Below are 26,059 nucleotides of genomic sequence, written 5' to 3'. Positions count from 1 at the left end.
CCGCGGCGCCCTGCGGGCGGTGATCGCGCTGCCCGCAGGCGCCGTGCCGCCCAACAACATCCCCCTGCACCTGTGGGTGCTGCGCAGGCCCGGCGCCGCCGCCCCCGCCGCACCGGAGCTGCTGCTCGTCGACACGGCCGGGACCACGGCCGGGCCCGCGGCGGGCGACGTGCGCGAGAAGCAGGTGTGGGCCGGCGTGCAGGAGGCCGTACTCGACGCCTGGCGCGCCTTCGACGCCACCGGCACCCTGCCCGAACGGCCGGGCCTGGCCCGCTCCGTGCCCGTCATCGAACTCCTCGACGACGAGGTCGACCTCACCCCCGCCCGCCGCCTGCCGCCCCCGGCCGGGGGCGACGGAGCCGAGCAGGTCACCGCCGTGCGGGAACGGCTCGCCGACACGCTCCACCTGGCCACCGCACTCACCCCGAAGGACACCGACACCGCGCCCGCCGCCACCGACGCGCAGCGCTGGCCGCAGACCACCGTCGGCGAACTGGCGCGCGCGGGCGCCCTGTCGCTGGCCACATCGCAGACGGCGTCGCAGTCGATGTCGCACTCGACATCCCCGTCCACGGCCGCCGCCGCGGACGGTTCGGGCAGCCACGCGCGCGTGCCCGTACTCACCGACCATGACGTGCTCACCGGCTCCGAGCCCTCCGGTGGCCCGGTCGCCGTCGCCCTCGACGGGACGTCGCTGCTCCTGGAGACCGGCGACGTCGTCGTGCCCGTCGTCGGCGGAGCGTCCGCGGCCCGGGTCGTCGACGACGCCACCGCGGGCGCCGCCCTCGGCCGCGGGCTCGCGCTGCTGCGCCCCGACCCGGCCGCGCTCGACCCGTGGTTCCTCGCCGGTTTCCTGCGCTCCACCGCCAACAACCGGCAGGCCAGCAGCTACGCCTCCACCGCCACCCGGCTCGACGTACGCCGCCTGCAGCTGCCCCGCCTGCCGCTGGCCGAACAGGCCCGCTACGGCGCCAGGTTCAAGTCCCTCGCCGCCTTCGAGGACGCGCTGCGGCTCGCGGGCCGCCTCGGCGACCGGCTCGTCCAGGGCCTGTACGACGGTCTGACGGACGGCAGCCTCCAACCGGAGTGAGGCAACCCCGGGGCCGGTTGTCCCTGCCTGGCTATACGCTCGGCAAAGCACGCACGCACGTCGAACGCAGGAACCCGTCCAGCAGGAGCAGTCATGCACGGCCATGGCCAGGGATACGGCTACGCGCCCCCGCCGCCACCCCCGCTCCCCTCGCGCGGAGCACGGGTCGCGCTGCGCGTGCTCTTCGTGGCCATCGCGGTGCTGAGCCTCGGCATCCTCGGCTTCGTGCCGATGCTGCGGCTCGCCCTGACCACCCGCCGCAAGCTCGACCGGTGGGCCTTCACGGCGGCGGCCGTGACCCAGGCCGTCTGCTGGGCGGGCATCTTCAGCGATCCGGGCGGCGACGACTTCATCACCTGGTGGGGCAACGCCGCGATGGGCCTGATGATCGTCAACATGTTCGCATCGGTCACGTACTACCTGGTCGCGGACGCCCGCCACACCCGCCGCCACACTCCCGTGGCCCCTCCCACGGCCATGGCCACGGGAGCGCCCGCCCCGTACCCGGACCAGCCCTCCTACGGCTACCCCCGCCCCCACCCCTACCCGCAGGCGCCCACCACTCCCCCGGCACCCGCGATGCCCGTGATGCCCACGCAGCCGACGGCCACACCACCACCCCACGCCGACCAGCCCCGTATCGACCAGCCCCGTATCGACCAGGTCCGCGCCGAACTGGACGAGCTGAGCGACTATCTGCGCAAGCAGGAAGACGGCCGATGAGCGGGGGCCGCGTCGTCGCCGGACGCTACGAACTGTCCACACTCATCGGCCAGGGCGGCATGGGCCAGGTCTGGACGGCCTACGACCAGCGCCTGGACCGCCGCGTCGCCGTGAAACTGGTCCGCCCCGACCGCGTCGCGGGCGCCGAGGCCGACGAACTGCGCCACCGCTTCCTTCGCGAGTGCCGCATCACCGCACAGGTCGACCACCCCGGACTGGTCACCGTGCACGACGCGGGCACCGAGGGCGAGGGACCCGCCGCCGAGCTGTACCTGGTCATGCAGTACGTCGACGGTTCCGACCTCGCCGACCACCTGGCCGAACACGACCCCTACCCCTGGCCCTGGGCCGTCTCCGTCGCCGCCCAGCTGTGCGCGGTCCTCTCCGCCGTGCACGCCGTGCCGATCGTCCACCGCGACCTCAAGCCGCGCAACGTCATGGTGCGCAAGGACGGCACCGTCACCGTCCTCGACCTCGGCGTCGCCTCCGTCCTCGACAACGACACCACCCGCCTCACCCACACCGGCTCACCCATCGGCACGCCCGCGTACATGGCGCCGGAGCAGGCGATGGGCGGCGCCGTCGGCCCGTACACCGACCTGTACGCGCTCGGCGTACTCCTCCACGAACTGCTCAGCGGAGACGTGCCGTTCACGGGCACCACCGCCCTCGGCATCCTCCACCGCCACCTCTACGAGGCCCCGCTGCCCGTGCGGCAGCTGCGCCCCGAGACACCGCAGGCCCTGGAGGACCTCGTCCTGCGCCTGCTGGCCAAGGACCCGCAGCACCGCCCGCCCTCCGCACAGCACGTCTACGAGGAACTGCTCCCGCTGCTGCCCGCGCCCGGCGCGCCCACCGGCCACCCGCTCGACCCCACACGCCCGTTCCTGCGCCCGCACGCCCCCTGGCCCGACGCCGCCCGGACCCCCGCGCCCCGGCCGTCCGGCTCCGCGGTGCAGGGCGAACGCCCGGACATCGCCCGCGCAGTCGACGACGTCAAACGGCTGCTCGGCGAGGGCCGCATCACGCAGGCCGTCGACATCCTCGGCGCGATCCTGCCCGCCGCCAGCGCCCAGCACGGTGAGCACTCACCCGTCGTCCGCACCCTGCGCAAGCAGTACGCGGCCACACTCATGGACGACGGCCAGTACCGCCGCGCCCTGCCCGAACTGCGCCGCCTCGCCGACGAGCGCGCCGCGGAGGCGGGCCACGCCGACCCGCAGTCCCTCCAGTTCCGCTACGAGGCCGCCCAGTGCCTCGAAGCCCTCGGCGAACCGGCCGAGGCCCTCACCGAGTACCGCGCCCTGCTTCCGTACTACGAGAACCAGTACGCCACCACGGACCTGCGCCTCGCCCTCGACGTGCGCCGCCGCATCGGCCAACTCCTGCTCGCCCTCGGCGACCGGGCCGCCGCGCACGACACGCTGATGCGGCTGCTGTACGACGCGGAACGGCTCCAGGGGCCCGGTCATCCGTTCACGGCGGAGGTACGGCGCACCCTGCAGTGGCTGGGCCAGGTGCACGGCTGAGCCGACACCCCAGGCAACCACCGCGAGCCCGCACCCCGACTCGGCGCCTCAAACCGACGCCGCAAGCCGGTGCCTCACGCCGACGCAGCAAGCCGGTGCCGCAAGCCGATACCTCAACTCGTGGCGAATCGTTGTCGCATGGGTGGCCGAGCAAGCGGTCACTGCCTAACATCGATCACCGCCGGACTTTGTGCGCCCGCCCGCCACTCGACCACCACCCCAGGTGGACGCGCTTCGCGCGGCGGAATGCCCACAAACTGCTCGCAGGGAGGCCACCTTGCACCGCCGCCGCACCAGCCGTCGCCGCACCTCGCTCGTCCTGTCCGCCGTCGCGCTCGCCGCGGCCCCCGCCCTGACCGCCTGCGGAAGCGACGCGCACCCCGGTGCCGCGGCCGTCGTCGGCGGTCGGCGCATCACCGTCTCCCAGCTCCAGGACCGGGTGAACGAGGTACGGGACGCACAGCGGGCCGCCACCGCCGACTCCGCGCAGTACAAGCAGGCCATCGCCCGCACCGGCGGCCTCACCCGCAACACCCTGCACACGATGGTGCTCGACCGCGTCATGCACCGCGCCGCCACCGACGAGGGCATCACCGTCACCCGCAAGGAGATGCAGGACATGCGGGCCGGCCTGGAGAAACAGGCCGGCGGCGCCAAGCAGTTGGAAGTCGCCTGGCTCCAGCAGTACGACGTCCCGCCGCAGCGGCTCACCGAGAGCCTGCGCACCGAACTCGAGGCCCAGAAGCTGTCGAGCGCGCTCGGCGCGGACATGCGCACGCAGCAGGGCCAGGCCACGTTCTGGAAGGCGCTCGCCAAGGCATCCAAGGAGCTGAACGTCGACCTCAACCCGCGCTACGGCGAGTGGGACGTCAGCCACAGCCGCCGCGTCGACGCCAAGACGCCGTGGCTGCGGGAGGTCACCGCGCGGGCGTCGGCGGCGCAGCGGCGGACCGCGTAGGCGGCGGCGGACCGCGTAGGCGGGGCGCGGGGCGACGGCGCGACGCCTGCCTGAGTTACGTTCGAGGAGTGAACGATCCCGAGGCACACGCCGCCGCCCCCGTCGACCCCGCCGCTCCCGTCGACCCCGCCGCTCCGGCTGTCACCGCTCCCGGTGCCCTTCCCGCCTCCGCCGCGGGCCGCATCGTCCTGCTCACCACCAGTCACCGTGTCGCGCCGGGGCTGCTGTCCTGGCAGGCATGGCAGGTGCTGCGGGGCGCCGACGAGGTGCTGTGCGCCGACGCCGCGCACCCGCAGCTGCCGTACCTGAAGGAGGCGGGGGTCGAGGTCACGGCACAGGCGCCGACAGCCCGCGAGCTGGTCGACCGGTGCGCGGGCGCGGGCGGGCGGACCGTCGTCGTCCTGGCCACCGCCGAGGGTGACCGGCGGCTCACGGACGGTCTGGCCGCGCTCGCCGGGTCCGGACGCGAGCAGATGCCGTCCCTGGAGCTGCTCCCCGGCTCCTACGACCTGCCCGGCGCCCGCCTCCTCGACCTCGTCCAGGTCATGGACCGCATCCGCCGCGAGTGCCCCTGGTCGAAGCGGCGCACCCACGAGGACCTGGCGAAGTACGCGATCGAGGAGGCTTACGAGCTGGTCGAGGCGATCGAGACGGGCGACAGGGACGAGCTGCGCGAGGAACTCGGCGACGTACTCCTCCAGGTCGTCTTCCACGCGCGGATCGCCGAGGAGGCGACCGAAGCACAGGGAGAGCCCTTCTCGATCGACGATGTCGCCGGCGGCATCGTCGACAAGCTGGTCCACCGCCACCCGCACGTCTTCGGCGACGAGACCGCCACCACCCCGGAGGAGGTCCGCGAGATCTGGCTGCGCCGCAAGGGCGAGGCCAAGCGCCGCGAGTCGATCACGGACGGCGTCCCGCTCGGCCAGCCCGGCCTCGCCCTCGCCGCGAAGCTCGGCTCGCGCGTCCGCACGGCGGGCCTGGACGTGCCGCTGCCGACCGGCCACGGCGTCGGCTACGAGCTGCTGGCGCTCGCGCTGCGCGCGGAGGCCGACGGCGTCGACCCGGAGGCGGCCCTGCGCGCGGCCGGGCGGGCCTACCGGGACGCGGTGCGGGCGGCGGAGGGGCTGGCGGCGGCCGGGAGTTAGTACGGTTGCCCCAGGGTCGGTTCGCGGGTCTGGGGGCGTGTGTGGAACGGGATTTGGCGGAGCGGGTGGCTGACGCGCTGGTCGCCGCGATGCGGTCGGGAGGGTGGTCGGAGGACGACCGTAACCAGCTCGTCCGGCACTTCGAGGAAGTGGGCATCGCGAACTCCGAAGCGTCCGAGTTCCTGCTCGTGCTCCGCGAGACGTCGGAGTCCGACGACGCGTGGGACAAGCTCAAGCACGCCGTCGTGTACCGCTGGCTGTGTGACCGGCTCGGCGTGACACTGGAGCGCGCGCCGCAGGCCCGGACGTGGCTGAGCGAACTCGCCGACGCCTACGGCGAGTACGAGGAGACGGGCGCTCCCGTCATCGACTACGCGCCGCCCGCCTGGTACACCCAAGCCGACGGCGGCACCGAGGGGCCCGGACCGGACGCCGAGGACGCTGTGCCTCCCGTTCCTCCCGACCTTCCTCTTCCGGACGCCGAGGACGCTGTGCCTCCCGTTCCTCCCGACCTCCCTCCCCGCTTCCTGGCGCCGGACGCCACCACTGCCACGACCTCCAACACCGTCTCGGGCGGCATCCAGCAGTCCGTGGTCCAGGCCGCCCACATCGACACGGTCAACCAGCACTTCGGCGCGGCCCCCGGCGACGGGCCGGACTGGCGGCCCGTCCAGGACGTCGGGCCCGCCGAGTTCGGGGTCCGGCCCACCCGGCGCGAGCCCGGCCTGCCGGACGTGCCGCCGTACGCCGCCCGCGACTGCGACGCCGAACTCGCGGACAAGCTCGGCCAGTACGGTTTCGTGCTGCTGCTCGGCAGGCCGGTGACCGGCATGTCGTACACGGCCTGGCACGCCGCCCGACAGCTGGAGGGTCACCAGTTGTACGCCCCCGAGCGCGGCGCCGACCTGCGCGCGCTGCTCGGAACGCTGAAAGGACATCCGGGCCGGTATCTGCTGTGGCTCGACGACATCGAGGACCATCTCGGCGAACGCGGCCTGGAACCGGGCCTGTTGGGTCGGCTCACGGCTCTCGGGGTACGGGTCCTCGCCACGATGGACGTCGACGCCTACTACGAACGCCGGACCGGTTCGGCACCCGGCGACCGGGTCGTCGCGCTCGCCCACACCGTGGAACTGCCCGGAACCTGGAGCGCGTCGGAGTTCGACCGCCTCGTCGGGCGCGCCGTCGAGGCCGAGGACCCGCGCGCGTACGAGGCGTACCTGTGGGCCGAGGACGGGAACCCGGTCGCGTACCTGGCCCTCGGCCACCTGCTGTACGAGGAGTGGCAGCGGCTGTCCGCCCGCGCCGCCGACCCGCAGGGCGTGGCGGTGGTGCGGGCCGCCCTGGACGTGGCGCGGTGCGGGCAAGCGGGGCCGGTCCCGGCCCGGCTGCTGGGAGACCTGGCCGGGCGCGGCGGTACGGAGTGGGCGGCGCGGCAGCGGATCGGCGGCGTCGGGTTCCTGCTGCCGGGGCGGGAATCCGACACATGGCGGGTGCACGGCGCGCTGGTGGCGGGGGAGTTGCGGGCGGGACGCGAGCCGCTCGGTGACGACGAGCATTGGAAGATCTACGGGGCGGCGAAGAGCTGCCAGGTCGAGCGGCCGGGGATCGCCGACGCCCTGGAGGCACGACTGCGCCCTCGCGCCGAACTGGGAGACCGGGACGCCGCGTACGGCATCGGCATGCTGCGTCTCGACACGGACGACAACGACGGCGAAAGGTGGTTGCGGGTCGCTGCCGACGCCGACCACCTCAAGGCCGCTGAGCGCCTGGCGGTCAGACTGCTCGACCGGGGCGACCGCGTGCAGGCGGTGCCGTACATGGAGCTGCTGGTCGACGGCGGCCAGCTGTGGGCGGCGACGGAGCTCGCCGAGTACCACCGGGACCGGGCGGAGGAGCTGCTCACGGCGGCCGTCGACAAGGACGCGCCGAACCCCGGCGGCGCGTTCGTCATGCTGGGAGACCTCGTCGCCGGCACTCCCGGCCGAGAGACCGAGGCGATGCGCCACTACCTCATGGCGTGGCGGGGCGGCGACCACGACGCGGCCATCCGCATCGGTGGCCTTCTCCACGACTGGGGGAACGCGGAGGCGGCGGAGGTCTGGTACCGGTATGCGGCCGGCCGTGGCGACCCGCTGGCCCATCACTATCTCGGCGTGCTTCTCTACAACAGGGGCGGCCACGAACGCCAAGCCTCGTACCACCTCAACTGCGCCGCCGAGGCGGGTCACATCCCGGCACTCACCACGCTCGGGATGCTCGAGGAACGTCAGGGCCGAACCAGAGCCGCGTTCGACTTCTACCTGCGGGCCGACGTGGGTGGTGACCCCGAAGGGGCCTACCGCCTTGCTGCACTCGCGTCGCACACGCAACGTGACACCGTGCTGCGCCGGGCCGCCGCCCTGGGCCACTATCAGGCGGGCGAGGAGACGGGAGCGTTCTCCCCGCCCACTCCGGATACCGTCGAGGAGTGACCGAGAGCCCCGCCCCGCTGCCGCCGCCGCACACGCCCGCCATGCCGGAACTCTTCACGTGGGAGTTCGCGAGCGACCCGTACCCCGCCTACGCGTGGCTGCGCGAGCACGCCCCCGTGCACCGCACGACCCTGCCCAGCGGCGTCGAGGCATGGCTGGTCACCCGGTACGCCGACGCCCGCCAGGCCCTCGCCGACCAGCGGCTGAGCAAGAACCCGGCCCACCACGACGAGCCGTCGCACGCCAAGGGCAGGACGGGCATCCCGGGCGAACGCAAGGCCGACCTGATGACGCACCTCCTCAACATCGATCCACCCGACCACACCCGCTTGCGCCGCCTCGTCTCGAAGGCGTTCACTCCGCGCCGGGTGGCCGAGTTCGCGCCGAGGGTGCAGGAGTTGACGGACGAACTCATCGACGGTCTCGCGGCACGAGGCTCGGCCGACCTCATCCACGAGTTCGCCTTCCCGCTCCCCATCTACGCCATCTGCGACCTGCTGGGCGTACCGCGCGAGGACCAGGACGACTTCCGCGACTGGGCGGGCATGATGATCCGGCACGGCAAGGGGCCGCGGGGCGGGGTGGCCCGGTCGGTGAAGAAGATGCGCGGCTACCTGGCGGAACTGATCCACCGCAAGCGTGCCGAGTCCGACGAGAACGCCACCGACCTGATCTCCGGCCTGATCCGCGCCTCGGACCACGGCGAGCACCTCACCGAGAACGAGGCCGCGGCGATGGCGTTCATCCTCCTCTTCGCCGGCTTCGAGACGACCGTCAACCTCATCGGTAACGGCACGTACGCCCTGCTCACCCACCCCGAGCAGCGTGAGCGCCTGCAGAAGTCGGTACGGGCGGGGGAGCGGGAGCTGCTGGCGACCGGCGTCGAGGAACTGCTCCGCTTCGACGGCCCGGTGGAGCTGGCCACGTGGCGTTTCGCGACGCGGCCGCTGACGATCGGCGGACAGGACATCGCCGCGGGTGATCCGGTGCTCGTCGTCCTCGCCGCCGCCGACCGTGACCCGGCCCGCTTCACCGAGCCCGACACCCTCGACCTCTCCCGCCGCGACAACCAGCACCTCGGGTACGGCCACGGCATCCACTACTGCCTCGGCGCCCCGCTCGCCCGCCTGGAGGGCCAGACGGCCCTCGCCACGCTCCTGACCCGCCTGCCGGACCTCCGCCTGGCGGCGGACCCGGCCGAACTGCGCTGGCGCGGCGGCCTCATCATGCGCGGTCTGCGCACCCTGCCGGTGGAGTTCACGCCCCGCGAGAGGTGACCGAGGCGACGGCGGCGGTGACCAGGGCCGTGACGTGGTCGCGACGGTCGTCCTCGCGGCAGGCGATGACGATGCGGCTGGGGCCCGCGTCGGGGACCGGGACGCAGACGACCCCCGCGGGGGCTGGCGCGATGAGCGACCGGGGCAGCACGGCGACGACCCGCCCGATCCGCACCAGCGAGACGAGCTCGGCCGCACCGCTGATCTCGGGCCCGTCCTCGGTGTCGGGCGTGCCCGGCCACCGGGGGAAGACCTCCCCGGCCAGCTCCGCCAGGCCGATGCTGTCGCGCTCGGCGAGCCGGTGCCGCTCCGGAAGGACGGCCACGCGGTCCTCGACGTGGAGCGTCTGGGCGGCGAGCCCGGTGAGGTCGTCGAAGGGCGCGTAGAGCAGCGCCGCGTCGGCGCGCCCGTCGTGGAGGTGGTCGGTGCGGTCGGCAGCGCCGCTGAAGAGGATGTCGACCTGCCGGGCGCGGGGGAGTTCGGCGTAGGCGGCGAGGATCCCGGAGAGCAGGTTCGCGTCACCGCCCGGCTTGATCACGAACCGGAGAGGTTCGGCCGCGGCGGCGCGCCGCGCGCCCTGCACTGCGAGTGTCATCGCGTTCAGCGCGTGCCGGCCGCCTTCGAGCAGGGCGGCGCCCGCGGGGGTCAGCGCGACGCTGCGGCTGGTGCGGTCGAAGAGCGGCACACGGAGCCGTGACTCGATGCGCTGGATGGTCTTCGACAGTGCGGGCTGAGCGATGGCGAGCTTGGCGGCGGCCCGGCCGAAGTGCAGCTCCTCGGCGACGGCGACGAAGTAGCGCAGCTCTCTGGTCTCCAACAGATCCATTCCTGAAGGTTATCGAAAGCAGCACGATGTGTCTTAGACGCCGGTGGGGTACGGGTGGTCGTATGGAGGGCATGATCAATCACACCATGCTGGTCCAGTTCACCGAACCCGTCCCCGACCACGACCTCGACCAATATCTGACAGACATGGAAAAGGCGGTGAAGGACGCCGGTGTACGCGTCTCGTTCGCCGCCCGCCGCCACCTGCGGGTCCCAGGAGAAGAGGCGATCCCGGCACTCATCGCCACCGCCGTCGTCCAGATCGGCGTCGCCGACCTGGAGACCCTCGGAGCTCTCTTCACGGCGCCGGGCGTGGAGGCGGTGTTCGACAAGTGGCGCACCCGCTACCCGTACAACGTGGCGTGGGCGAACCACGAGTCGTTCGAACAGGGCCTGGGGGCGGAGGCAGGGGCGGAGGTCTAGCCCTTGCCCTTGCCCTTCTCGGCGTTGTCCTTGAAGCAGACGACATACCATTTTCCGCCTCCGCCGGACTGCGTGAGTGAGCCGGTCGTGCCGGGTACGTCGGAACACGAGATGGTGTCGACGACCCCGTTCATGTCCATCTTGAGGACCTTGTAGTCGGCGTGCGGGTCCGTGCACTCGAGCTTCTTGGCCTTCGCGTCCTTGTCCGTCCCGACGTTCTGGAAGCAGTCACCGGCCTTGAGCGTCGCGGAGTCGTCCTTCGTGTCTCGCGGGCCCCAGACCGTGAAGGCCACCAGGCCCGCGAGAACAAGGACGAGGCCGAAGAAGATCAGGCGGTTGCGTCGTATCTGCTTCGGCGTGTACGAGGCGTTCGGACTGCCCTGCGGCGGCAGTTGGGACACAGTGGCTCCTCAGGTGGTGGGGGCTCAAGGGGACTCGAGAAGACGCCGACGAATCTAGTTCACGGGGGCGGCCCCCTTTCGACCGTCCGCGCCCTGTCGCGCCGCGACGGCGAATGCCCGGGCGCCACAGCAGAACTGACAAGCCGTCACAACTGTGACTTTCACGTGATCTCCGCTGCATCGACTTGTGACAAGCGTTCGAGTCCCGCTACGTTCACGAGTCATCGCGACGCATGCACAACTGTCACCACCGCACCACCCGTCGCGCGCAGCAGCATCAGTCTCGCGAAAGGCAACCGCATGCTCTCCGGGAACGGTCGTCACCGTCGCCCCCGTCAGGCCCCTGCTCTCGTCGTCGCCGCCGGGGTCACCGGCAGCGCCATCGCGATCCCGCTGTTCGCCGCGTCCGGCGCGAGCGCCGCGTCCTCGCACGCGTGGGACAGACTCGCCGACTGTGAGAGCGGCGGGCAGTGGAGCATGGACGCCGGGAACGGCTACTACGGCGGCTTCCAGCTCACCCAGGACATGTGGGACCGGTACGGCGGCCTCGACTACGCCCCGCGCCCCGACCTGGCCAGCCGCTCGCAGCAGATAGCCGTCGCCGAGAAGATCCTCGACGACAAGGGGCTCGGCGCCTGGCCGAGCTGCTCGGTCACGGCCGGGCTCGCCGGGGACGACGGCAGTGTCGACGTGGACCCGGGGGTGAGTGAGAGCCCGAGTGTCACTCCGAGTGCCGACCCGAGCGCGAGCTCCTCGCCCTCGTCCTCTCCTTCGCTTTCCGCTTCCACCGATTCCTCTTCTCCTTCCTCCGATTCCTCCGATTCCTCCACCGCGCCCTCCGCCACTTCCTCCGCGCCGCCGAGTGACGGTTCCGGTTCCGGTTCCGGCTCGGGAGAGAAGGATCACGGCGAGTCCGGCAACTCGGGCGTGTCGGACGCACCGTCAGACGGCGCCTCCGGTCGGTCCGGCGCCCCTGACACCTCCGGGAGTGACTCTCGTCACGGCTCACCCTCCGACTCCACTCCCGGCCCCACCGCCACGGATACCTCCGGTAACCCGACTTCCGGCCGAACTGACACCCCGTCGACTTCCTCCGGCGAATCGGGCAAGTCGGACAACGGTGCGGCCGGTGGGCGTCATCGAGGCGGCCGCGCCTCCGACGACGGCGCGTCCGACTCCCGCGCGGGAGAAGGTCGTCACGCCTCCCGCGACGACGACCGCTCGGGCGGCGCGTACACCGTCCGCTCCGGCGACAACCTCTCCGACATCGCCGACGCCCACGACGTGCACGGCGGATGGCCCGCGCTCTATGAGCTCAACAAGAAGGTCGTCGGCTCCGACCCCGACCTCATCCTCCCTGGTCAGAGTCTGGATCTTGGGGTCGAAACGGGCGAAAAGTAACGGGAGTTCAGGGCTGTTCGGTGTGTGTTTGTCCGGTTTAGCGAGAGTGAGAGATGGGTCTCAAAGACCCTGATCGGCTTTGAAATCGGGCGGATCCACTGCTTACGGTCGGGACCGCTCGCCACAGCGGGCCCCGTCGGACGTCACGCCGAATCCTGCCGACGTCGTACGGGAACAGTCGACGCGTCAGCGCCGTAGGCAGGAGCGGGGGACCCAGGTAAGTGCCGTTCAGGAAAGCCGGAAGGCGGACCGGGGCGGCTTGGGGTGAAGTCACGCGCTAGGACGCGTGGCCGGGCACTCACTGGCCCGAACCCGACAGCTCACCTCGTAGGCGTCGGTGAGGGGATCTCAAGCATGCTGTTCTCCAGCAAGGGCAAGCACCGTCGTCCGTCCAAGGTCAGCCGTGTCGCCGCGATCGCCGGTGTCACCGGCGCCGCCGTCGCCGTCCCGCTGATCGGCGCCACCTCCGCCTCGGCCGCGACCACCTCCGAGTGGGACGCCGTCGCCCAGTGCGAGTCCGGCGGCAACTGGTCGATCAACACCGGCAACGGCTACTACGGCGGCCTCCAGTTCTCGGCCTCCACCTGGGCCGCGTACGGCGGCACCGCCTACGCCTCCAGCGCCGACCAGGCATCCAAGTCGCAGCAGATAGCCGTCGCCGAGAAGGTCCTCGCCTCCCAGGGCAAGGGCGCCTGGCCGACCTGCGGCGTGGGCCTCTCCGGCGCCTCCACCAGCAGCTCGACCCCGGCCGAGGGCACCTCGGGGACCCAGTCGCAGCAGACCCAGCCGCAGCAGCGGGAGCGCACGCAGCAGCCGACCACCCGGTCCGAGCACCGCCGGCAGCCGCAGCGCCACGAGTCGAAGAAGACCGTCACCACGCCGACCGGCAAGAAGGTCAAGAAGGGCGACGGCGAGTACAAGGTGAAGCACGGTGACACGCTCAGCGCGATCGCCGAGGCGCACCACACGACCTGGCAGAAGCTCTTCAAGCTGAACAAGGACATCATCGAGGACGCGGACCTGATCTACCCGGGTCAGCAGCTGCACCTGAAGTAAGCGGCACGTGGACGGCGTCCCGCTCCGGTATCCGGGGCGGGGCGCCGTCGCGTTCGTGACGTTCGGTCGTCGCGTTCGGTCGTCGCGTTCGTGACGTCCGGCCGTCGCGTCCGTGGCGTCCGGCCCCGGCCCGACGTCCCGGCCGCCCGACCGGTCACCGGGACTTTTTGTTCCTGACACAAACATTTCGCTCTCGGCGTGGTCCATGGGCCGGACAGTCGGGTGGCCGACGCCCCGGAGCCGGTTAGGCTCAGGAGACGTGAGGACCGCGCCCGTGCGGGACCCGCGTATTCAGCGTCACATCCCAGAAGGAGATGCTCGTGCCGTCCATCGACGTCGTCGTAGCCCGGGAAATCCTGGACTCCCGAGGCAACCCCACGGTCGAGGTCGAGGTCGGCCTCGACGACGGCAGCACCGGCCGTGCTGCCGTCCCGTCCGGCGCCTCGACGGGTGCCTTCGAGGCCATCGAACTCCGCGACGGTGACCCCAACCGTTACCAGGGCAAGGGCGTCGAGAAGGCCGTCCTCGCCGTCATCGAGCAGATCGGCCCGGAGCTCGTCGGCTACGACGCCACCGAGCAGCGCCTGATCGACCAGGCCATGTTCGACCTGGACGCCACCGACAACAAGGGCTCGCTCGGCGCCAACGCCATCCTGGGCGTCTCCCTCGCCGTCGCCCACGCCGCCTCCGAGGCGTCCGACCTGCCGCTGTTCCGCTACCTCGGTGGCCCGAACGCGCACCTGCTGCCCGTCCCGATGATGAACATCCTCAACGGCGGCTCGCACGCGGACTCCAACGTGGACATCCAGGAGTTCATGATCGCCCCGATCGGCGCGGAGTCCTTCTCCGAGGCGCTGCGCTGGGGCGCCGAGGTCTACCACACGCTGAAGAAGGTCCTGAAGAACAAGGGCCTGGCCACCGGCCTCGGCGACGAGGGCGGCTTCGCCCCGAACCTCGGCTCCAACCGCGAGGCCCTCGACCTCATCCTCGAGGCGATCAAGGAGGCCGGTTACGTCCCCGGCCAGCAGATCGCCCTCGCCCTCGACGTCGCCGCCTCCGAGTTCTACAAGGACGGCAAGTATCAGTTCGAGGGCAAGGAGCGCTCGGCGGCCGAGATGACGGAGTACTACGAGGAGCTCGTCTCCGCGTACCCGCTCGTCTCCATCGAGGACCCGCTGTACGAGGACGACTGGGCCGGTTGGAACGTCATCACCCGGAAGCTCGGCGACAAGGTCCAGCTCGTCGGCGACGACCTGTTCGTCACCAACCCGGAGCGCCTGGCGCGCGGCATCGAGGAGAACTCGGCCAACGCCCTGCTCGTCAAGGTCAACCAGATCGGTTCGCTGACCGAGACCCTGGACGCCGTCGAGCTCGCCCAGCGCAACGGCTTCAAGTGCATGATGTCGCACCGCTCCGGTGAGACCGAGGACGTCACCATCGCCGACCTGGCCGTCGCCACCAACTGCGGCCAGATCAAGACCGGCGCCCCGGCCCGCTCCGAGCGCGTCGCCAAGTACAACCAGCTGCTGCGCATCGAGGAGATCCTCGACGACGCCGCCGTCTACGCCGGCCGCAGCGCCTTCCCGCGCTTCAAGGGCGGCATCGAGGTTTCCAAGCTCTCCAAGTGAGCCACCGGTTACGTACGTCCCCGCACTCGGTCCCGTACCGTGTGCGGGGACGTCGTACGTAGGCTCACGGGCGCGCGGTATGCGGGGAGGCGAAGGACGCGATGGTCGGACAGGCCCGGGACAGAGTCCGGGACAGGGGCCGCGACGACGCTGCCCGCTTCTCCACCGCCACCCGGCTGCGCCTGCTCGGCGAGCAGACCGCCGAACGGGTCTACCGCTCGCAGAACAGACGCCAGGCCCGCCGCTCCCGGCTGACCGGCCGCGCGGCGCTGCTCGCCCTGGTGGTGTGCACGCTGATCGTGGCGCTCGCGTACCCCATGAGGCAGTACGTGGCCCAGCGCGGCGAGATCGCTGACCTCCAGCGCCGGCAGCGGCAGGCCAAGGAACGGGTCGACAAGCTGCGCGACCAGAAGGCGCGCTGGCAGGACAACTCGTACGCGGAGCAGCAGATCCGCGAGCGCCTGCACATGGTCATGCCGGGCGAGACGGGTTACATCCTCCCCGACCCGCACGCCACCGAGTCCAGCCACACCGACAAGGGCGCGGCGGACCGGCCCTGGTACTCCAACGTGTGGGACAGCGTCGACAAGGCCGACAGCGCGCAGAACTGACAGACGTACCGACACCCACACCCGCACACCCAGACCCGCACCCACACACCCGCACGAGATTCACGACGAGAGACAGCCGAAGACAGTCATGGAAACGCCTCCGCCCCCGACCGAGCCCACCGTCCCCACGGACGCCGACGTCCACGCGTTCAAGGAGCAGCTGGGCCGCCCGCCGCGCGGCCTGCGGGCCATCGCGCACCGCTGCCCGTGCGGCAATCCGGACGTGGTGGAGACAGCGCCGCGCCTGGAGGACGGCACGCCGTTCCCGACGACGTACTACCTGACGTGCCCGCGCGCGGCCTCCGCGATCGGCACGCTGGAGGCCGACGGCGTGATGAAGGAGATGTCGGAGCGGCTGAAGACGGACGAGGAACTCGCGGCGAAGTACCGGGCGGCCCACGAGGACTACATCGCCCGCCGCGACGCCATCGAGGTCCTTGAGAACTTCCCCAGCGCGGGCGGCATGCCGGACCGGGTCAAGTGTCTGCACGTGCTGGTGGCGCACTCGCTCGCGGCCGGTCCCGGCGTCAACCCGCTGGGCGACGAGGCGATCGCGATGCTGCCGCAGTGGTGGAAGAAGGGCGCCTGCGTGTCGGCCGCGGCTCCGGGCGCGGAGGGTGCCAAGTGACCCGGGTGGCCGCCATCGACTGCGGCACCAACAGCATCCGGCTGCTCGTCGCCGACGTGGACCCGGACACCGGTGAGCAGGTCGAGCTGGACCGGCGGATGACGATCGTCCGGCTCGGTCAGGGCGTGGACGAGACGGGCCGCCTGGCCCCCCAGGCGCTGGAGCGCACCTTCGCGGCGTGCCGCGAGTACGCCGCCGTGATCGAGGAGCACGGCGCGGAGCGCGTCCGCTTCGTCGCCACCTCCGCCTCCCGCGACGCCGAGAACCGCGACGAGTTCGTGCGGGGCGTCCTGGACATCCTGGGCGTCGAGCCCGAGGTGATCACCGGCGACGAGGAGGCGCAGCTGTCCTTCGCCGGTGCCACGAAGGAACTCACCGGCCGCGCCGACCTGGACAAGCCGTACCTGGTGGTGGACATCGGCGGCGGCTCGACCGAGTTCGTCGTCGGCGACGACACGGTCCGCTCCGCTCTCTCCGTCGACATCGGCTGTGTACGGATGACGGAGCGCCACCTGGTCGGCGAGGACGGCAAGGTGACCGACCCGCCGACCCCGGCCCAGATCGAAGCGATCCGCGAGGACGTCGTCGCGGCCCTCGACAGGGTCACGCAGACCGTCCCGATCACCTCGGCCCGCACGCTGGTCGGCCTGGCGGGCTCGGTCACGACGGTCGCGGCGCTCGCTCTCGGCCTGAGCGCGTACGACTCCACGGCCATCCACCACTCCCGTGTCTCCTACGAGAAGGTCGCCGAGCTCACGGACTGGCTGCTGAGCTCGACGCACGACCAGCGCGCACTCAAGCCGGTGATCCACCCGGGCCGGGTCGACGTGATCGCCTCGGGCGCGCTCGTGCTGCGGATGATCATGGAGTGGATCGGGGCCCGGGAGGTCGTCGTGAGCGAGCACGACATCCTCGACGGGATCGCGATCAGAACGGCAGAGGACGTCGAGTAGCGTTCAGCCTCTTCTCCAGGCCGGGGACGGGGGCGCGGCGTCTCGCCTGAGCGTCTCGCGTACCGTCTGAGCACCGCGAAAGGGGGTCGCGAGGGGGTCCGGCGACAGCCCGTCGGGAAAGTTCGTGAACTTCTTCACAAGGATTTCGGCCCCGTTGGACGAGGTTTTCGCGCCGTGGGGCCGTCCGGAGGCCCGCGGGGGCATGTCCGGCCGTGGGCCGTCGGGTTCCCCGCGTGTTACGTCCGGATGTCGGGAAGGGGCGCCGCCGTGCCGCCGAATGCTCACCGTGGCTGTTCAGGAGGGGTGAGCGACGGGAGGCTCTACCGTCCGGTTCCCTCCGGGCGCCATGACCTGGGTCACGTGGGCGGCGAAGTGTAGCAGATGCCTCACCCATGCTTGTGAAGGGGCGCACGAGCACCCCCCTCCACTCGGGTGGATACTCGATGGCATGAGCACCACGGAGCGTCCCAGGATCCTCATCGTCGGGGGTGGGTACGTAGGCCTGTACGCGGCGCGACGCATCCTGAAGAAGATGCGTTACGCGGAAGCGACCGTCACGGTCGTCGACCCGCGCTCGTACATGACGTACCAGCCCTTCCTCCCCGAGACCGCCGCCGGCAGCATCTCGCCGCGCAACGTCGTCGTCCCGCTGCGACGCGCTGTGCCAGGTGCCGAGATCCTCACCGGCCGCGTGACCACCATCGACCAGGACCGCAAGGTCGCCACCGTCGCGCCGATCGTCGGCGAGGCGTACGAGGTGCCCTTCGACTACCTGGTGATCGCGCTCGGCGCGGTCTCCCGTACCTTCCCGACCCCCGGCCTGGCCGAGGTGGGCATCGGTATGAAGGGTGTCGAGGAGGCCATCGGCCTGCGCAACCACGTGCTTGAGCAGCTGGACAAGGCCGAGTCCACGAACGACGAGGAGATCCGCCGCAAGGCGCTCACCTTCGTCTTCGTCGGCGGTGGCTTCGCCGGCGCCGAGACCATCGGCGAGGTCGAGGACCTGGCCCGCGACGCGGCCAAGTTCTACAAGAACGTGAAGCGCGAGGACATGCGCTTCGTGCTCGTCGACGCCGCCGACAAGGTGCTTCCCGAGGTCGGCCCGGAGCTGGGCACCTACGGCCGCAAGCACCTGGAGTCCCGCGGTATCGAGGTCTACCTGAAGACGACGATGCCCTCCTGCGTCGACGGTCACGTGGTGCTCTCCAACGGCCTCGAGGTCGACGCCAACACGGTCGTGTGGACCGCCGGCGTCAAGCCCAACCCGGCGTTGCAGCGCTTCGGCCTCCCGCTCGGCCCGCGCGGCCACGTCGACACCCAGGCTACCCTTCAGGTCACGGGCACCGACTACATCTGGGCGTCGGGCGACAACGCCCAGGTGCCGGACCTCGCCGCCCGCGCCGCGGGCAACGAGAACGCCTGGTGCCCGCCGAACGCCCAGCACGCGCTGCGCCAGGCCAAGGTCCTCGGCGACAACGTGGTCTCCGGTATGCGGGGCTTCCCGCAGAAGGAGTACAAGCACGCCAACAAGGGTGCGGTCGCCGGTCTCGGCCTGCACAAGGGCGTCGCGATGGTCGTCATGGGCAAGCTGAAGATCAAGGTCAAGGGCCGTCTCGCCTGGTACATGCACCGTGGCTACCACGGTCTGGCGATGCCGACCTGGAACCGCAAGATCCGTGTGATCGCCGAGTGGACGATCAGCATGTTCCAGAAGCGCGACATCACGTCCCTGGGCGCCCTGGAGACTCCGCGCGAGGAGTTCTACGAGGCCGCCAAGCCCGCCCCGGCCCCCGCCGCCAAGGCGGAGAAGGCCGAGGCGAAGGTCGAGGCGAAGGTCGAGGCGAAGGCCAAGGCTTCCTGACGCGTACGTCGTCGTAGCTCAGTCCGAAGGGGCCGTCCGCCATCCGTGGTGCGGGCGGCCCCTTCGGCGTGTCCCGGCACCGGCCACCGCGCCCGCCCCACCAGATACGTGGCGTCTACATTCATTTTGCTCATCCGTAACGCGGCAACGGGACTGCGCGAGCGCGCCGTTGGTGTTTACCTGCTGTTGGACCGTTCCGGGATATCCGCGTTCACGGAGGTGTGCGCCATGCAGGACGCCGCACTGCGGCTGAAGAACATCGCCGAGCAACTGCTCGGCACCGAACTCCCCGTACGCCTGCGCGCATGGGACGGCTCGGAGGCCGGACCTCCGAAAGCGCCCACCCTCGTCGTACGCAACCGCCGCGCGCTGCGCCGCCTGCTGTGGAAACCGGGCGAGCTGGGCCTGGCCCGCGCGTGGGTCGCCGGAGACCTGGACGTCGAGGGTGACCTGTACAGCGCGCTCGACGCGATGGCCGAGCTCATCTGGGAACGCGACGACAGCGAGCGGCGCGGCCTCACCGAGACGCTCAGGGACCCGAAGGCGCGCGCCGCCGCCAAGGACCTCGCCAAGCTCGCCGGACCGCTGCCGCCGCCCGCCCCGCCCGCCGAGGAGATCCGCCGCAAGGGCCGCCTCCACCTCCACACCAAGGGCAGCGACCGCCGGGCCATCAGCCACCACTACGACGTCGGCAACGACTTCTACGCCCTGGTCCTCGGCCCGTCGATGGTCTACTCGTGCGCCTACTGGGAGACGCCCGAGGGCACCCTGGAGGACGCCCAGCGCGACAAACTGGAACTCGTCTGCCGCAAGCTCGCCCTCAGACCCGGCATGCGGCTGCTCGACGTCGGCTGCGGCTGGGGCTCCATGGCCCTGCACGCGGCCCGCGAGCACGGCGTGCACGTCGTCGGTGTCACCCTCTCCCAGGAGCAGGCCGCGTACGCGAGGAAGCGCGTCGCCGACGAGGGACTGACCGACCGGGTCGAGATCCGTGTCCAGGACTACCGGGACGTGCGCGACGGCCCGTACGACGCCATCTCCTCCATCGGCATGGCCGAACACGTCGGCTCCGAGCGCTACTTGGAGTACGCGACCGCCCTGCACGAGCTGCTCGTCCCCGGCGGACGGCTCCTCAACCACCAGATCGGGCGTCGGCCCCGGCGGGACGAATCGGCGTACGAGGTCGACGAGTTCATTGACGCGTACGTCTTCCCGGGCGGCGAGCTCGCGCCCGTGGGCACGACGGCGTCGCTCATCGAGCGCGCCGGTTTCGAGGTCCGTGACGTGGAGGCGATCCGCGAGCACTACGCCCTCACCCTGCGCCAGTGGGTCCGCAACCTGGAGGCCCGCTGGCCCGAGGCCCTGAAACTCGTCACCCCCGCCCGCGCCCGCGTCTGGCGCCTCTACATGGCCGCCTCGGCCCTGAGCTTCGAGCGCAACCACATCGGCGTCAACCAGATCCTCGCCGTGAAGACGCCGGTGAGCGGGGGGTCGGGGATGCCGTTGCGGGCGCGGGAGTGGAAGTAGTGCCCGAGCCCCGGCCGTTCGCCGCGCACGGCGGCGGGCGCACCGGTGACCTCGCCGATGCGCCCGCGCCGGTGCGTCCCCGCCCGGTCACTCCGCCTTGATCGCCGCCAGCATGTTCAGGCGGGCCGCGCGGCGGGCCGGCCACAGGGCCGCCAGAATGCCGACCACCGCGGCGAGCGCGAGGAAGAGAGCCATCCGGCCCCAGGGCAGGTTCAGTTCGTACGTCGACAGGGAACCGGAGATCAGCTCTCCGGCCGCCCAGCCGAAGAACACGCCAAGGCCCAGGCCGAGTGCACCGCCGAAGAGGGAGATGATCAGGGACTCCAGACGGACCATCCGCTTGACGCCCTTGCGGTTGACGCCGATCGCGCGGAGCATGCCGATCTCCTGCCGGCGCTCGAAGACGGACATGGCGAGCGTGTTGATCACACCGAGGACGGCGACGATCACCGCCATGGCGAGCAGGCCGTAGAGCATGTTGAGCATCAGGGTGAAGATCCTGGCGACCTGGTCGGAGATGTCCTGGCGGTCCTGGACCTTGACTGCGGGGTTGTCGCCGAGAGCCCTCGTGAGTCTGTCCTTGGTGGCGTCGGTGGCGCCGCCGGACGTCTTCACCATGACCTGCATGTCGGAGACGGCATCGGTGAGGTGCGGGTCGAGGGTGCGGGTGTCGATCAAGATGCCGCGCATGATCTCGTTGTGCTGGTAGACGCCCGCGACCTTCAGGCGCTGCCGCTTGCCGTCCTCGTAGTGGACGGTGAACGACGAACCGGTGGTCAAGGAGTGCTGCTCGGCCGTCTCGTCGTCGACCACGACGTGCGAGCCGCCGACCGTGAACGTGCCGCTGCGCATGGTGAGCTGGGCCAGCTGCCTGATCGTCCCGCCGTTGACGCCGGTCAGGAACTCGGTGGTGCCGTCGATGCGGGACGGCGAGTTCGACAGCCCGCTGGTGGCGGTGACGCCGTCCGTCTTGTCGAGCGTCTTCAGGACCTCGGGGGACAGGGGGTTGCCGTTGGCCATGGAGACGACGTAGTCGGCCTTGAGGGAGTCGGCCGCCATCTTGTCGATGCCCGACTGCACGCTGCCCGCGATGACCGTCAGACCGGTGATCAGGGTGAGGCCGATCATCAGGGCCGACGCCGTCGCCGCGGTGCGGCGCGGGTTGCGTACGGCGTTCAGACGGGCCAGCTTGCCGGAGACGCCGAAGGCGCGCAGGACCGGTGCGGCGGCCGCGATCAGCGGGCGGGACAGCACGGGCGTGAGGATGAAGACGCCGATGACGAGGAGTCCGGCGCCCGCGGCCATCGGCATCCGGCCGCTGCTGCCCGACATGGCCGTCGCGGCGAGCACCGCCGTGACGCCCACGGCGGAGACGAGCGCGCCGAGCGTGTTGCGCAGCACGAGCGACTTGGTCGTCGGCGCGGCGTGCACCGCGCTCATGGCGGCGACCGGCGGGATCTTCGCGGCGCGGTGGCCCGGCAGCCAGGCGGCCAGCAGGGTGACGAGGATGCCGACGACCAGCGCCGAGACGACCGTGCCCGGCGAGACGACCAGCGGTCCGTCCGGGATGACCGCGCCGGTGTCGCTGATCAGGGCGCGCATCCCCGCGCCGATCCCGACGCCGACGGCCAGACCGGTCACGGCCGCCACCGAGCCCACCACGAACGCCTCCAGGAGCACCGAGCGCGTCACCTGGCGGCGCGAGGCGCCGACGGCGCGCATCAGGGCCAGTTCCTTGGTGCGCTGGGCGACCAGCATGGTGAAGGTGTTGGCGATGATGAAGACGCCGACGAACAGGGCGATGCCCGCGAAGATCAGGAGCATCGTCCGCATCGAGCTCATCGACGACGTGATCTGGCTCGCCTGGTCGTCGGCGAGCTGCTGACCGGTCTCGGTGTGCACGGCCGCGTCGCCGAGCGCCTTGCCGATGTTCCGCTTGAGCCGGTCCTGGCCGGTGCCCGCGGCCGCCGTCACGTCGATCTCGTCGTACGCGCCCGGCTTGTGGAAGAGCCGCTGGGCGGTGGCCGTGTCGAACAGGGCGAGGGAGCCGCCCGCGGCGACGTTGCCGTCGTCCGTGGTGAAGATGCCGCTGAGCGTCGGGGTGAGGACCGGGCCGTCCACGGACAGGCGGACCCGGTCGCCGACCTTGTACCCGGCGCGCTCGGCGGTCTTGGCGTCGAGCGCGACCTGGTTCCTTCCGTGCGGGGCGGAGCCTTCCTTCAGCGGATAGCGGACGTCCTTGCCGCCCGACCCCGCCCAGTAGTTGCCGCCCTGCGAGGCGAAGCCGTTGCCGACGAGCTTGCCGTCCTGGCCGGCGACGGCGGCGTACCCGCTGACCACGCCGTAGGCGGAGGCGGCGCCGGGCACGCTCTCGGCCTTCCCGAGCGTGGCGTCGGTCAGCTTCACCTCCTTGCTGACCTTGTCGCCCGCGGCGGCGGTCGCGCCGGGCGTGAGGGCCACGTCGACGTGGTCGAAGCCCTTGGCGGAGGACTTCGACAGGGCGTGCGAGATGGTGTTGGTGAAGACCAGGGTGCCGGAGACGAAGGCCACGCCGAGCATGACGGCGAGGACGGTCATCAGGAGGCGGGCCTTGTGCGCGAAGACGTTGCGCAGGGCTGTTCGGAACATGGGTTTCTGCTCAGTCCTGGGGTCCGGGGCGGAGCCCCGTGGCGTGGGCGCCGTAGGGCGGAAGATTCATGGGCGAGGGCGGGAGTGCGTGCCGCGGCTGGTCCGTACTCGACTGGTCCGTACTCGGCCGGTCGGCACTCAACTGGTCCGGCCCTTGGCGTCGAAGCGCTTCATACGGTCCAGGACCGCGTCGGCCGTCGGCTCGTACGTCTCGTCGACGATGCGGCCGTCCGCGAGGAAGACGACCCGGTCCGCGTACGCCGCCGCCACCGGGTCGTGCGTCACCATCACCACGGTCTGGCCGAGCTCGCGCACGGAGTTGCGCAGGAAGCCGAGGACCTCCGCGCCGGAGCGCGAGTCGAGATTTCCGGTGGGCTCGTCGCCGAAGATGATCTCCGGCTTGGAGGCGAGCGCGCGGGCCACGGCGACGCGCTGCTGCTGGCCTCCGGAGAGCTGGGAGGGGCGGTGGCCGAGCCGGTCGGACAGGCCCACCATGCGGATGACGTTCTCCAGCCACTGCTGGTCGGGCTTACGGCCCGCGATGTCCATGGGGAGCGTGATGTTCTCCAGGGCGGTCAGCGTCGGCAGCAGGTTGAACGCCTGGAAGATGAAGCCGATCTTGTCCCGGCGGAGCTTGGTGAGCTGCTTGTCCTTGAGCGAGCCCAGCTCGGTGTCGCCGATCCGCACCGATCCGGACGAGAACGTGTCCAGGCCCGCCACGCAGTGCATCAGCGTCGACTTGCCGGAGCCCGACGGCCCCATGATCGCGGTGAACTGGGCCTGCCGGAAGTCGACACAGACCCCGTCGAGAGCGACGACCCGTGTCTCGCCCTCTCCGTAGACCTTGGTGAGATCCGTGGCGCGGGCGGCGGCCGTGGTGGTCGGGCCCGCGAAGGGGGTGGTGGTCACGCTGGGTGCTCCTGTCGGGATGACGGTGTCGAGGACCGTTTCATCGTCTCGGCGACACACCGGCCCGAAGTCAGCCGCAGCTCCCGTTCCGGGGGGCGACTTCGGTCGCATCGGGAGAGGCTGTGTCATACCTGGGAATGACACCGGACCCTGAGCACCGCGGGGCACACGCGACCGCATGAGGTGAAATTCCGTCAATCCGCATCAACGGGATGCGCCGCACGGAAGGGCCCCAGGCAAGTGCGGACGGCCCCTGGCATGGGCTGATGCGCCCTCAGACGTCAATAAAATAAGACAACATGGGGTCGGCGTTCCGCTGATCGAGGGATGCCGCCGGATAGGCTCGGACGGTCGGCGCGGACCCCGCCCAGCCTGCCCGGATGGTGGAATGCAGACACGGCGAGCTTAAACCTCGCTGCCCCTCTGGGGCGTACCGGTTCAAGTCCGGTTCCGGGCACCTCTCCATCGCTCTCGTGTTACCGCCCGCGCGGTCTGCGGGCGAACCCGCGCGAGTTCGCGCGAACTCGCGCGAACCCGTGGCTGCCGGAACACCCGGGTGTCGGCGTACGTTCCCTGTAGCAGGGTGGGAAAGATCCTCCCTGAGCACTAGGCTCGGATCTTTGCCAGCCCATTACTCTTGTGGGAAGGCCATACCAGGTGGCCATGGAGGAGTGAAGGATGAGGAGCAGCAACCCGGTCTTCTCGCGACGGGGATTCAGCCGCGACAACGGCTACGCGCGGTTCGACGCGCAGCGGCCGCAGGCCGGGGGCCCCGCTGTCGGCACGGTGCCGCAGGGCAACCCCTACGCGCAGGCCCCCGCCGGCAACCCGTACGCGCAGAACCCCTACGCCCAGCAGGACGCGCAGTACGGCGCTCCCCAGGCGCCCGCCACCACCGGCCGCATGACGATGGACGACGTCGTCATGCGCACCGCCACCACGCTCGGTGTGCTGGTCGTCACCGCGGCGCTCGCGTGGGCGCTGCTGCCGGTCGACGACGCCCACATCCAGAAGTCGTACGGCATCGCCGCCGGTGCCGGTCTCATCGCGATGGTGCTCGGCTTCGTCCAGGCGTTCAAGCGCAAGGCGTCCCCGCCGCTCATCCTGGCGTACGCCGCCCTGGAGGGCGTCTTCCTCGGTGTCGTCTCCAGCGTCGTCGACAACCGCATCGCCAGCGGCGCCGCCATGCAGGCCGTGCTCGGCACGATGGCCGTGTTCGTGGCGGTCCTCGTGGCGTACAAGGCGGGCTGGATCCGCGTCAACCGGCGCTTCTACGGCTTCGTGATGGCCGCCGCGCTCGGCTTCGTGCTGCTGATGGCCGTGAACATGCTGTTCGCGGTCTTCGGCGGCGGTGACGGCCTCGGCTTCCGCAGCGGCGGCCTCGGCATCATGTTCGGCATCATCGGCATCCTGCTCGGCGCGGCCTTCCTCGCCCTGGACTTCAAGATGGTCGAGGACGGCATCGCGTACGGCGCTCCGCGCGAGGAGGCATGGCTCGCCGCGTTCGGCCTCACCATGACGCTGGTCTGGATCTACATGGAGTTCCTGCGGCTGATCGCCATCCTGCAGGGCAACGACTGACGGCCAGGACGTGCCCTGACCTGACCAGTCCTTGTCTTGGTCGGATCAGATCAGGTCCGGCCAGATCGGATGAGATCTGACCTGGTCGGACTGTCGCTTCGACTGCTTCCGGCGGTCGTGGGCCCGCGCACCTTCGGGTGCGCGGGCCCTTTTGCTGTCGGGGGGGGAGAGGTGCGGCCTTCCGCGCTAGCCGAAACGGCGGGCGGCGCGCCTCAGGTCGTACTCGTGGATGATCGCCTTGGCGTAGCCGTACGGAAGGTTGTGCTCGGTGCGCAGCCAGCTGACCTTGTCGTCGAAGCGAAGGAAGGCAGGGCCCTCCTCGACGGCGCGCAGCCAGTCGGAGACCTCGCGGCCGGTGCAGTGGGGGATACGGGAGATCAGGTTGCGGTGGGTCTCCTCGGAGAAGACTAGGGACATCGGCGCCTCCG

The 26,059-nt window shown here is 71.0% G+C and carries 21 protein-coding genes, 1 tRNA gene, 1 pseudogene and 1 riboswitch; of the genes and pseudogenes, 18 read left to right on the top strand and 5 right to left on the bottom strand.

What is annotated here, in order from left to right; all coding sequences use genetic code 11:
* The 7 genes and pseudogenes from OFY01_RS27560 to OFY01_RS27530 all read left to right on the top strand — a co-directional run.
* Positions 1–1,090: pseudogene (locus OFY01_RS27560) on the top strand (SAM-dependent methyltransferase); the annotation flags it as partial.
* 93 nt (positions 1,091–1,183) lie between these two features.
* Positions 1,184–1,813, top strand: a complete 630-nt coding sequence (locus OFY01_RS27555) for a hypothetical protein (RefSeq protein ID WP_266604381.1) — start codon at positions 1,184–1,186, stop codon at positions 1,811–1,813.
* Complete coding sequence (locus OFY01_RS27550; RefSeq protein ID WP_266604379.1) at positions 1,810–3,342, top strand: protein kinase domain-containing protein; 1,533 nt, start codon at positions 1,810–1,812, stop codon at positions 3,340–3,342. The genes OFY01_RS27555 and OFY01_RS27550 overlap by 4 nt, the downstream gene beginning before the upstream one ends.
* Before the next feature lie 277 nt (positions 3,343–3,619).
* Positions 3,620–4,300: a SurA N-terminal domain-containing protein gene (locus tag OFY01_RS27545; protein ID WP_266604377.1), complete on the top strand. Its 681-nt coding sequence runs from the start codon at positions 3,620–3,622 to the stop codon at positions 4,298–4,300.
* A 68-nt stretch (positions 4,301–4,368) separates the two neighbouring features.
* The gene (locus OFY01_RS27540) at positions 4,369–5,448 is read left to right on the top strand and encodes a nucleoside triphosphate pyrophosphohydrolase (protein ID WP_266604375.1); all 1,080 of its coding nucleotides are present in this window, start codon (positions 4,369–4,371) and stop codon (positions 5,446–5,448) included.
* A gap of 65 nt (positions 5,449–5,513) precedes the next feature.
* Positions 5,514–7,922 carry an SEL1-like repeat protein gene (locus OFY01_RS27535; RefSeq protein ID WP_266604373.1) on the top strand — a complete coding sequence of 803 codons (2,409 nt, stop codon included), beginning with the start codon at positions 5,514–5,516 and terminating at the stop codon, positions 7,920–7,922.
* A gap of 41 nt (positions 7,923–7,963) precedes the next feature.
* The gene (locus OFY01_RS27530) at positions 7,964–9,199 is read left to right on the top strand and encodes a cytochrome P450 family protein (RefSeq protein ID WP_266604395.1); all 1,236 of its coding nucleotides are present in this window, start codon (positions 7,964–7,966) and stop codon (positions 9,197–9,199) included.
* On the opposite strand, the gene OFY01_RS27525 is transcribed toward OFY01_RS27530, so the two are convergent.
* Positions 9,180–10,025, bottom strand: a complete 846-nt coding sequence (locus OFY01_RS27525; RefSeq protein WP_266604371.1) for a LysR family transcriptional regulator — start codon at positions 10,023–10,025, stop codon at positions 9,180–9,182. The genes OFY01_RS27530 and OFY01_RS27525 overlap by 20 nt on opposite strands.
* A 71-nt stretch (positions 10,026–10,096) precedes the next feature.
* On the opposite strand from OFY01_RS27525, the gene OFY01_RS27520 reads away from it, so the two are divergent.
* Positions 10,097–10,447, top strand: coding sequence for a hypothetical protein (locus OFY01_RS27520; protein WP_266604369.1), 351 nt, complete (start codon positions 10,097–10,099; stop codon positions 10,445–10,447).
* Here OFY01_RS27520 and OFY01_RS27515 read toward each other — a convergent pair.
* The gene (locus tag OFY01_RS27515) at positions 10,444–10,848 is read right to left on the bottom strand and encodes an LppU/SCO3897 family protein (RefSeq protein ID WP_266604368.1); all 405 of its coding nucleotides are present in this window, start codon (positions 10,846–10,848) and stop codon (positions 10,444–10,446) included. The genes OFY01_RS27520 and OFY01_RS27515 overlap by 4 nt on opposite strands.
* A 300-nt stretch (positions 10,849–11,148) precedes the next feature.
* On the opposite strand from OFY01_RS27515, the gene OFY01_RS27510 reads away from it, so the two are divergent.
* The 8 genes from OFY01_RS27510 (at position 11,149) to OFY01_RS27475 (ending at position 20,513) form a co-directional block, all read left to right on the top strand.
* Complete coding sequence (locus OFY01_RS27510) at positions 11,149–12,249, top strand: transglycosylase family protein (protein WP_266604367.1); 1,101 nt, start codon at positions 11,149–11,151, stop codon at positions 12,247–12,249.
* Positions 12,250–12,429: 180 nt separating this feature from the next.
* Positions 12,430–12,598: riboswitch (cyclic di-AMP (ydaO/yuaA leader) on the top strand.
* A gap of 5 nt (positions 12,599–12,603) precedes the next feature.
* Complete coding sequence (locus tag OFY01_RS27505; protein WP_266604365.1) at positions 12,604–13,305, top strand: LysM peptidoglycan-binding domain-containing protein; 702 nt, start codon at positions 12,604–12,606, stop codon at positions 13,303–13,305.
* A 320-nt stretch (positions 13,306–13,625) separates the two neighbouring features.
* Positions 13,626–14,933 (top strand): phosphopyruvate hydratase, encoded by a 1,308-nt coding sequence (gene eno, locus OFY01_RS27500; protein WP_266604363.1) that lies wholly within the window; start codon positions 13,626–13,628, stop codon positions 14,931–14,933.
* A 101-nt stretch (positions 14,934–15,034) separates the two neighbouring features.
* Positions 15,035–15,544, top strand: a complete 510-nt coding sequence (locus OFY01_RS27495; protein WP_266604361.1) for an FtsB family cell division protein — start codon at positions 15,035–15,037, stop codon at positions 15,542–15,544.
* A gap of 88 nt (positions 15,545–15,632) precedes the next feature.
* Positions 15,633–16,172, top strand: a complete 540-nt coding sequence (locus OFY01_RS27490; protein WP_266604359.1) for a DUF501 domain-containing protein — start codon at positions 15,633–15,635, stop codon at positions 16,170–16,172.
* Entirely contained in the window at positions 16,169–17,125 is a 957-nt protein-coding gene (locus tag OFY01_RS27485) for a Ppx/GppA phosphatase family protein (RefSeq protein ID WP_266604357.1), read from the top strand. Before OFY01_RS27490 ends, OFY01_RS27485 begins: the two co-directional genes overlap by 4 nt.
* 448 nt (positions 17,126–17,573) lie before the next feature.
* Positions 17,574–18,986: an NAD(P)/FAD-dependent oxidoreductase gene (locus OFY01_RS27480; protein ID WP_266604355.1), complete on the top strand. Its 1,413-nt coding sequence runs from the start codon at positions 17,574–17,576 to the stop codon at positions 18,984–18,986.
* A 228-nt stretch (positions 18,987–19,214) separates the two neighbouring features.
* The gene (locus OFY01_RS27475) at positions 19,215–20,513 is read left to right on the top strand and encodes an SAM-dependent methyltransferase (RefSeq protein WP_266604353.1); all 1,299 of its coding nucleotides are present in this window, start codon (positions 19,215–19,217) and stop codon (positions 20,511–20,513) included.
* Between the two features lie 87 nt (positions 20,514–20,600).
* Here OFY01_RS27475 and OFY01_RS27470 read toward each other — a convergent pair whose 3' ends face one another.
* Both OFY01_RS27470 and OFY01_RS27465 read right to left on the bottom strand, forming a co-directional pair.
* Positions 20,601–23,141 carry an ABC transporter permease gene (locus tag OFY01_RS27470; RefSeq protein WP_266604351.1) on the bottom strand — a complete coding sequence of 847 codons (2,541 nt, stop codon included), beginning with the start codon at positions 23,139–23,141 and terminating at the stop codon, positions 20,601–20,603.
* 138 nt (positions 23,142–23,279) lie between these two features.
* On the bottom strand, positions 23,280–24,050 hold the full coding sequence (locus tag OFY01_RS27465; RefSeq protein WP_266604349.1) for an ABC transporter ATP-binding protein: 771 nt from the start codon (positions 24,048–24,050) through the stop codon (positions 23,280–23,282).
* A 374-nt stretch (positions 24,051–24,424) separates the two neighbouring features.
* On the opposite strand from OFY01_RS27465, the gene OFY01_RS27460 reads away from it, so the two are divergent.
* Together OFY01_RS27460 and OFY01_RS27455 are read left to right on the top strand one after the other, a co-directional pair.
* A tRNA-Leu gene (locus OFY01_RS27460) sits at positions 24,425–24,507 on the top strand.
* A gap of 221 nt (positions 24,508–24,728) precedes the next feature.
* Complete coding sequence (locus OFY01_RS27455; RefSeq protein WP_266604347.1) at positions 24,729–25,631, top strand: Bax inhibitor-1/YccA family protein; 903 nt, start codon at positions 24,729–24,731, stop codon at positions 25,629–25,631.
* Positions 25,632–25,817: 186 nt separating this feature from the next.
* Here the strand turns inward: OFY01_RS27455 and OFY01_RS27450 are convergent, their stop codons facing one another.
* The gene (locus tag OFY01_RS27450; RefSeq protein ID WP_266604345.1) at positions 25,818–26,048 is read right to left on the bottom strand and encodes a DUF4287 domain-containing protein; all 231 of its coding nucleotides are present in this window, start codon (positions 26,046–26,048) and stop codon (positions 25,818–25,820) included.
* Positions 26,049–26,059 lie beyond the last annotated feature (11 nt).

Source organism: Streptomyces beihaiensis, from assembly GCF_026274175.1.
In the GTDB taxonomy this organism is placed as follows: Bacteria; Actinomycetota; Actinomycetes; order Streptomycetales; family Streptomycetaceae; genus Streptomyces; species Streptomyces beihaiensis.
Note: the sequence above shows the minus strand (reverse complement) of the source record. Positions and strands in the feature narration are given on the sequence as shown.

Coding starts and splice junctions, on each gene's coding strand:
- OFY01_RS27555 (WP_266604381.1), top strand. CDS start 1,184: ATGCACGGCCATGGCCAGGGATACGGCTACGCGCCCCCGCCGCCACCC.
- OFY01_RS27550 (WP_266604379.1), top strand. CDS start 1,810: ATGAGCGGGGGCCGCGTCGTCGCCGGACGCTACGAACTGTCCACACTC.
- OFY01_RS27530 (WP_266604395.1), top strand. CDS start 7,964: ATGCCGGAACTCTTCACGTGGGAGTTCGCGAGCGACCCGTACCCCGCC.
- OFY01_RS27525 (WP_266604371.1), bottom strand. CDS start 10,025: ATGGATCTGTTGGAGACCAGAGAGCTGCGCTACTTCGTCGCCGTCGCC.
- OFY01_RS27520 (WP_266604369.1), top strand. CDS start 10,097: ATGATCAATCACACCATGCTGGTCCAGTTCACCGAACCCGTCCCCGAC.
- OFY01_RS27510 (WP_266604367.1), top strand. CDS start 11,149: ATGCTCTCCGGGAACGGTCGTCACCGTCGCCCCCGTCAGGCCCCTGCT.
- OFY01_RS27505 (WP_266604365.1), top strand. CDS start 12,604: ATGCTGTTCTCCAGCAAGGGCAAGCACCGTCGTCCGTCCAAGGTCAGC.
- OFY01_RS27495 (WP_266604361.1), top strand. CDS start 15,035: ATGGTCGGACAGGCCCGGGACAGAGTCCGGGACAGGGGCCGCGACGAC.
- OFY01_RS27490 (WP_266604359.1), top strand. CDS start 15,633: ATGGAAACGCCTCCGCCCCCGACCGAGCCCACCGTCCCCACGGACGCC.
- OFY01_RS27480 (WP_266604355.1), top strand. CDS start 17,574: ATGAGCACCACGGAGCGTCCCAGGATCCTCATCGTCGGGGGTGGGTAC.
- OFY01_RS27475 (WP_266604353.1), top strand. CDS start 19,215: ATGCAGGACGCCGCACTGCGGCTGAAGAACATCGCCGAGCAACTGCTC.
- OFY01_RS27470 (WP_266604351.1), bottom strand. CDS start 23,141: ATGTTCCGAACAGCCCTGCGCAACGTCTTCGCGCACAAGGCCCGCCTC.
- OFY01_RS27455 (WP_266604347.1), top strand. CDS start 24,729: ATGAGGAGCAGCAACCCGGTCTTCTCGCGACGGGGATTCAGCCGCGAC.
- OFY01_RS27450 (WP_266604345.1), bottom strand. CDS start 26,048: ATGTCCCTAGTCTTCTCCGAGGAGACCCACCGCAACCTGATCTCCCGT.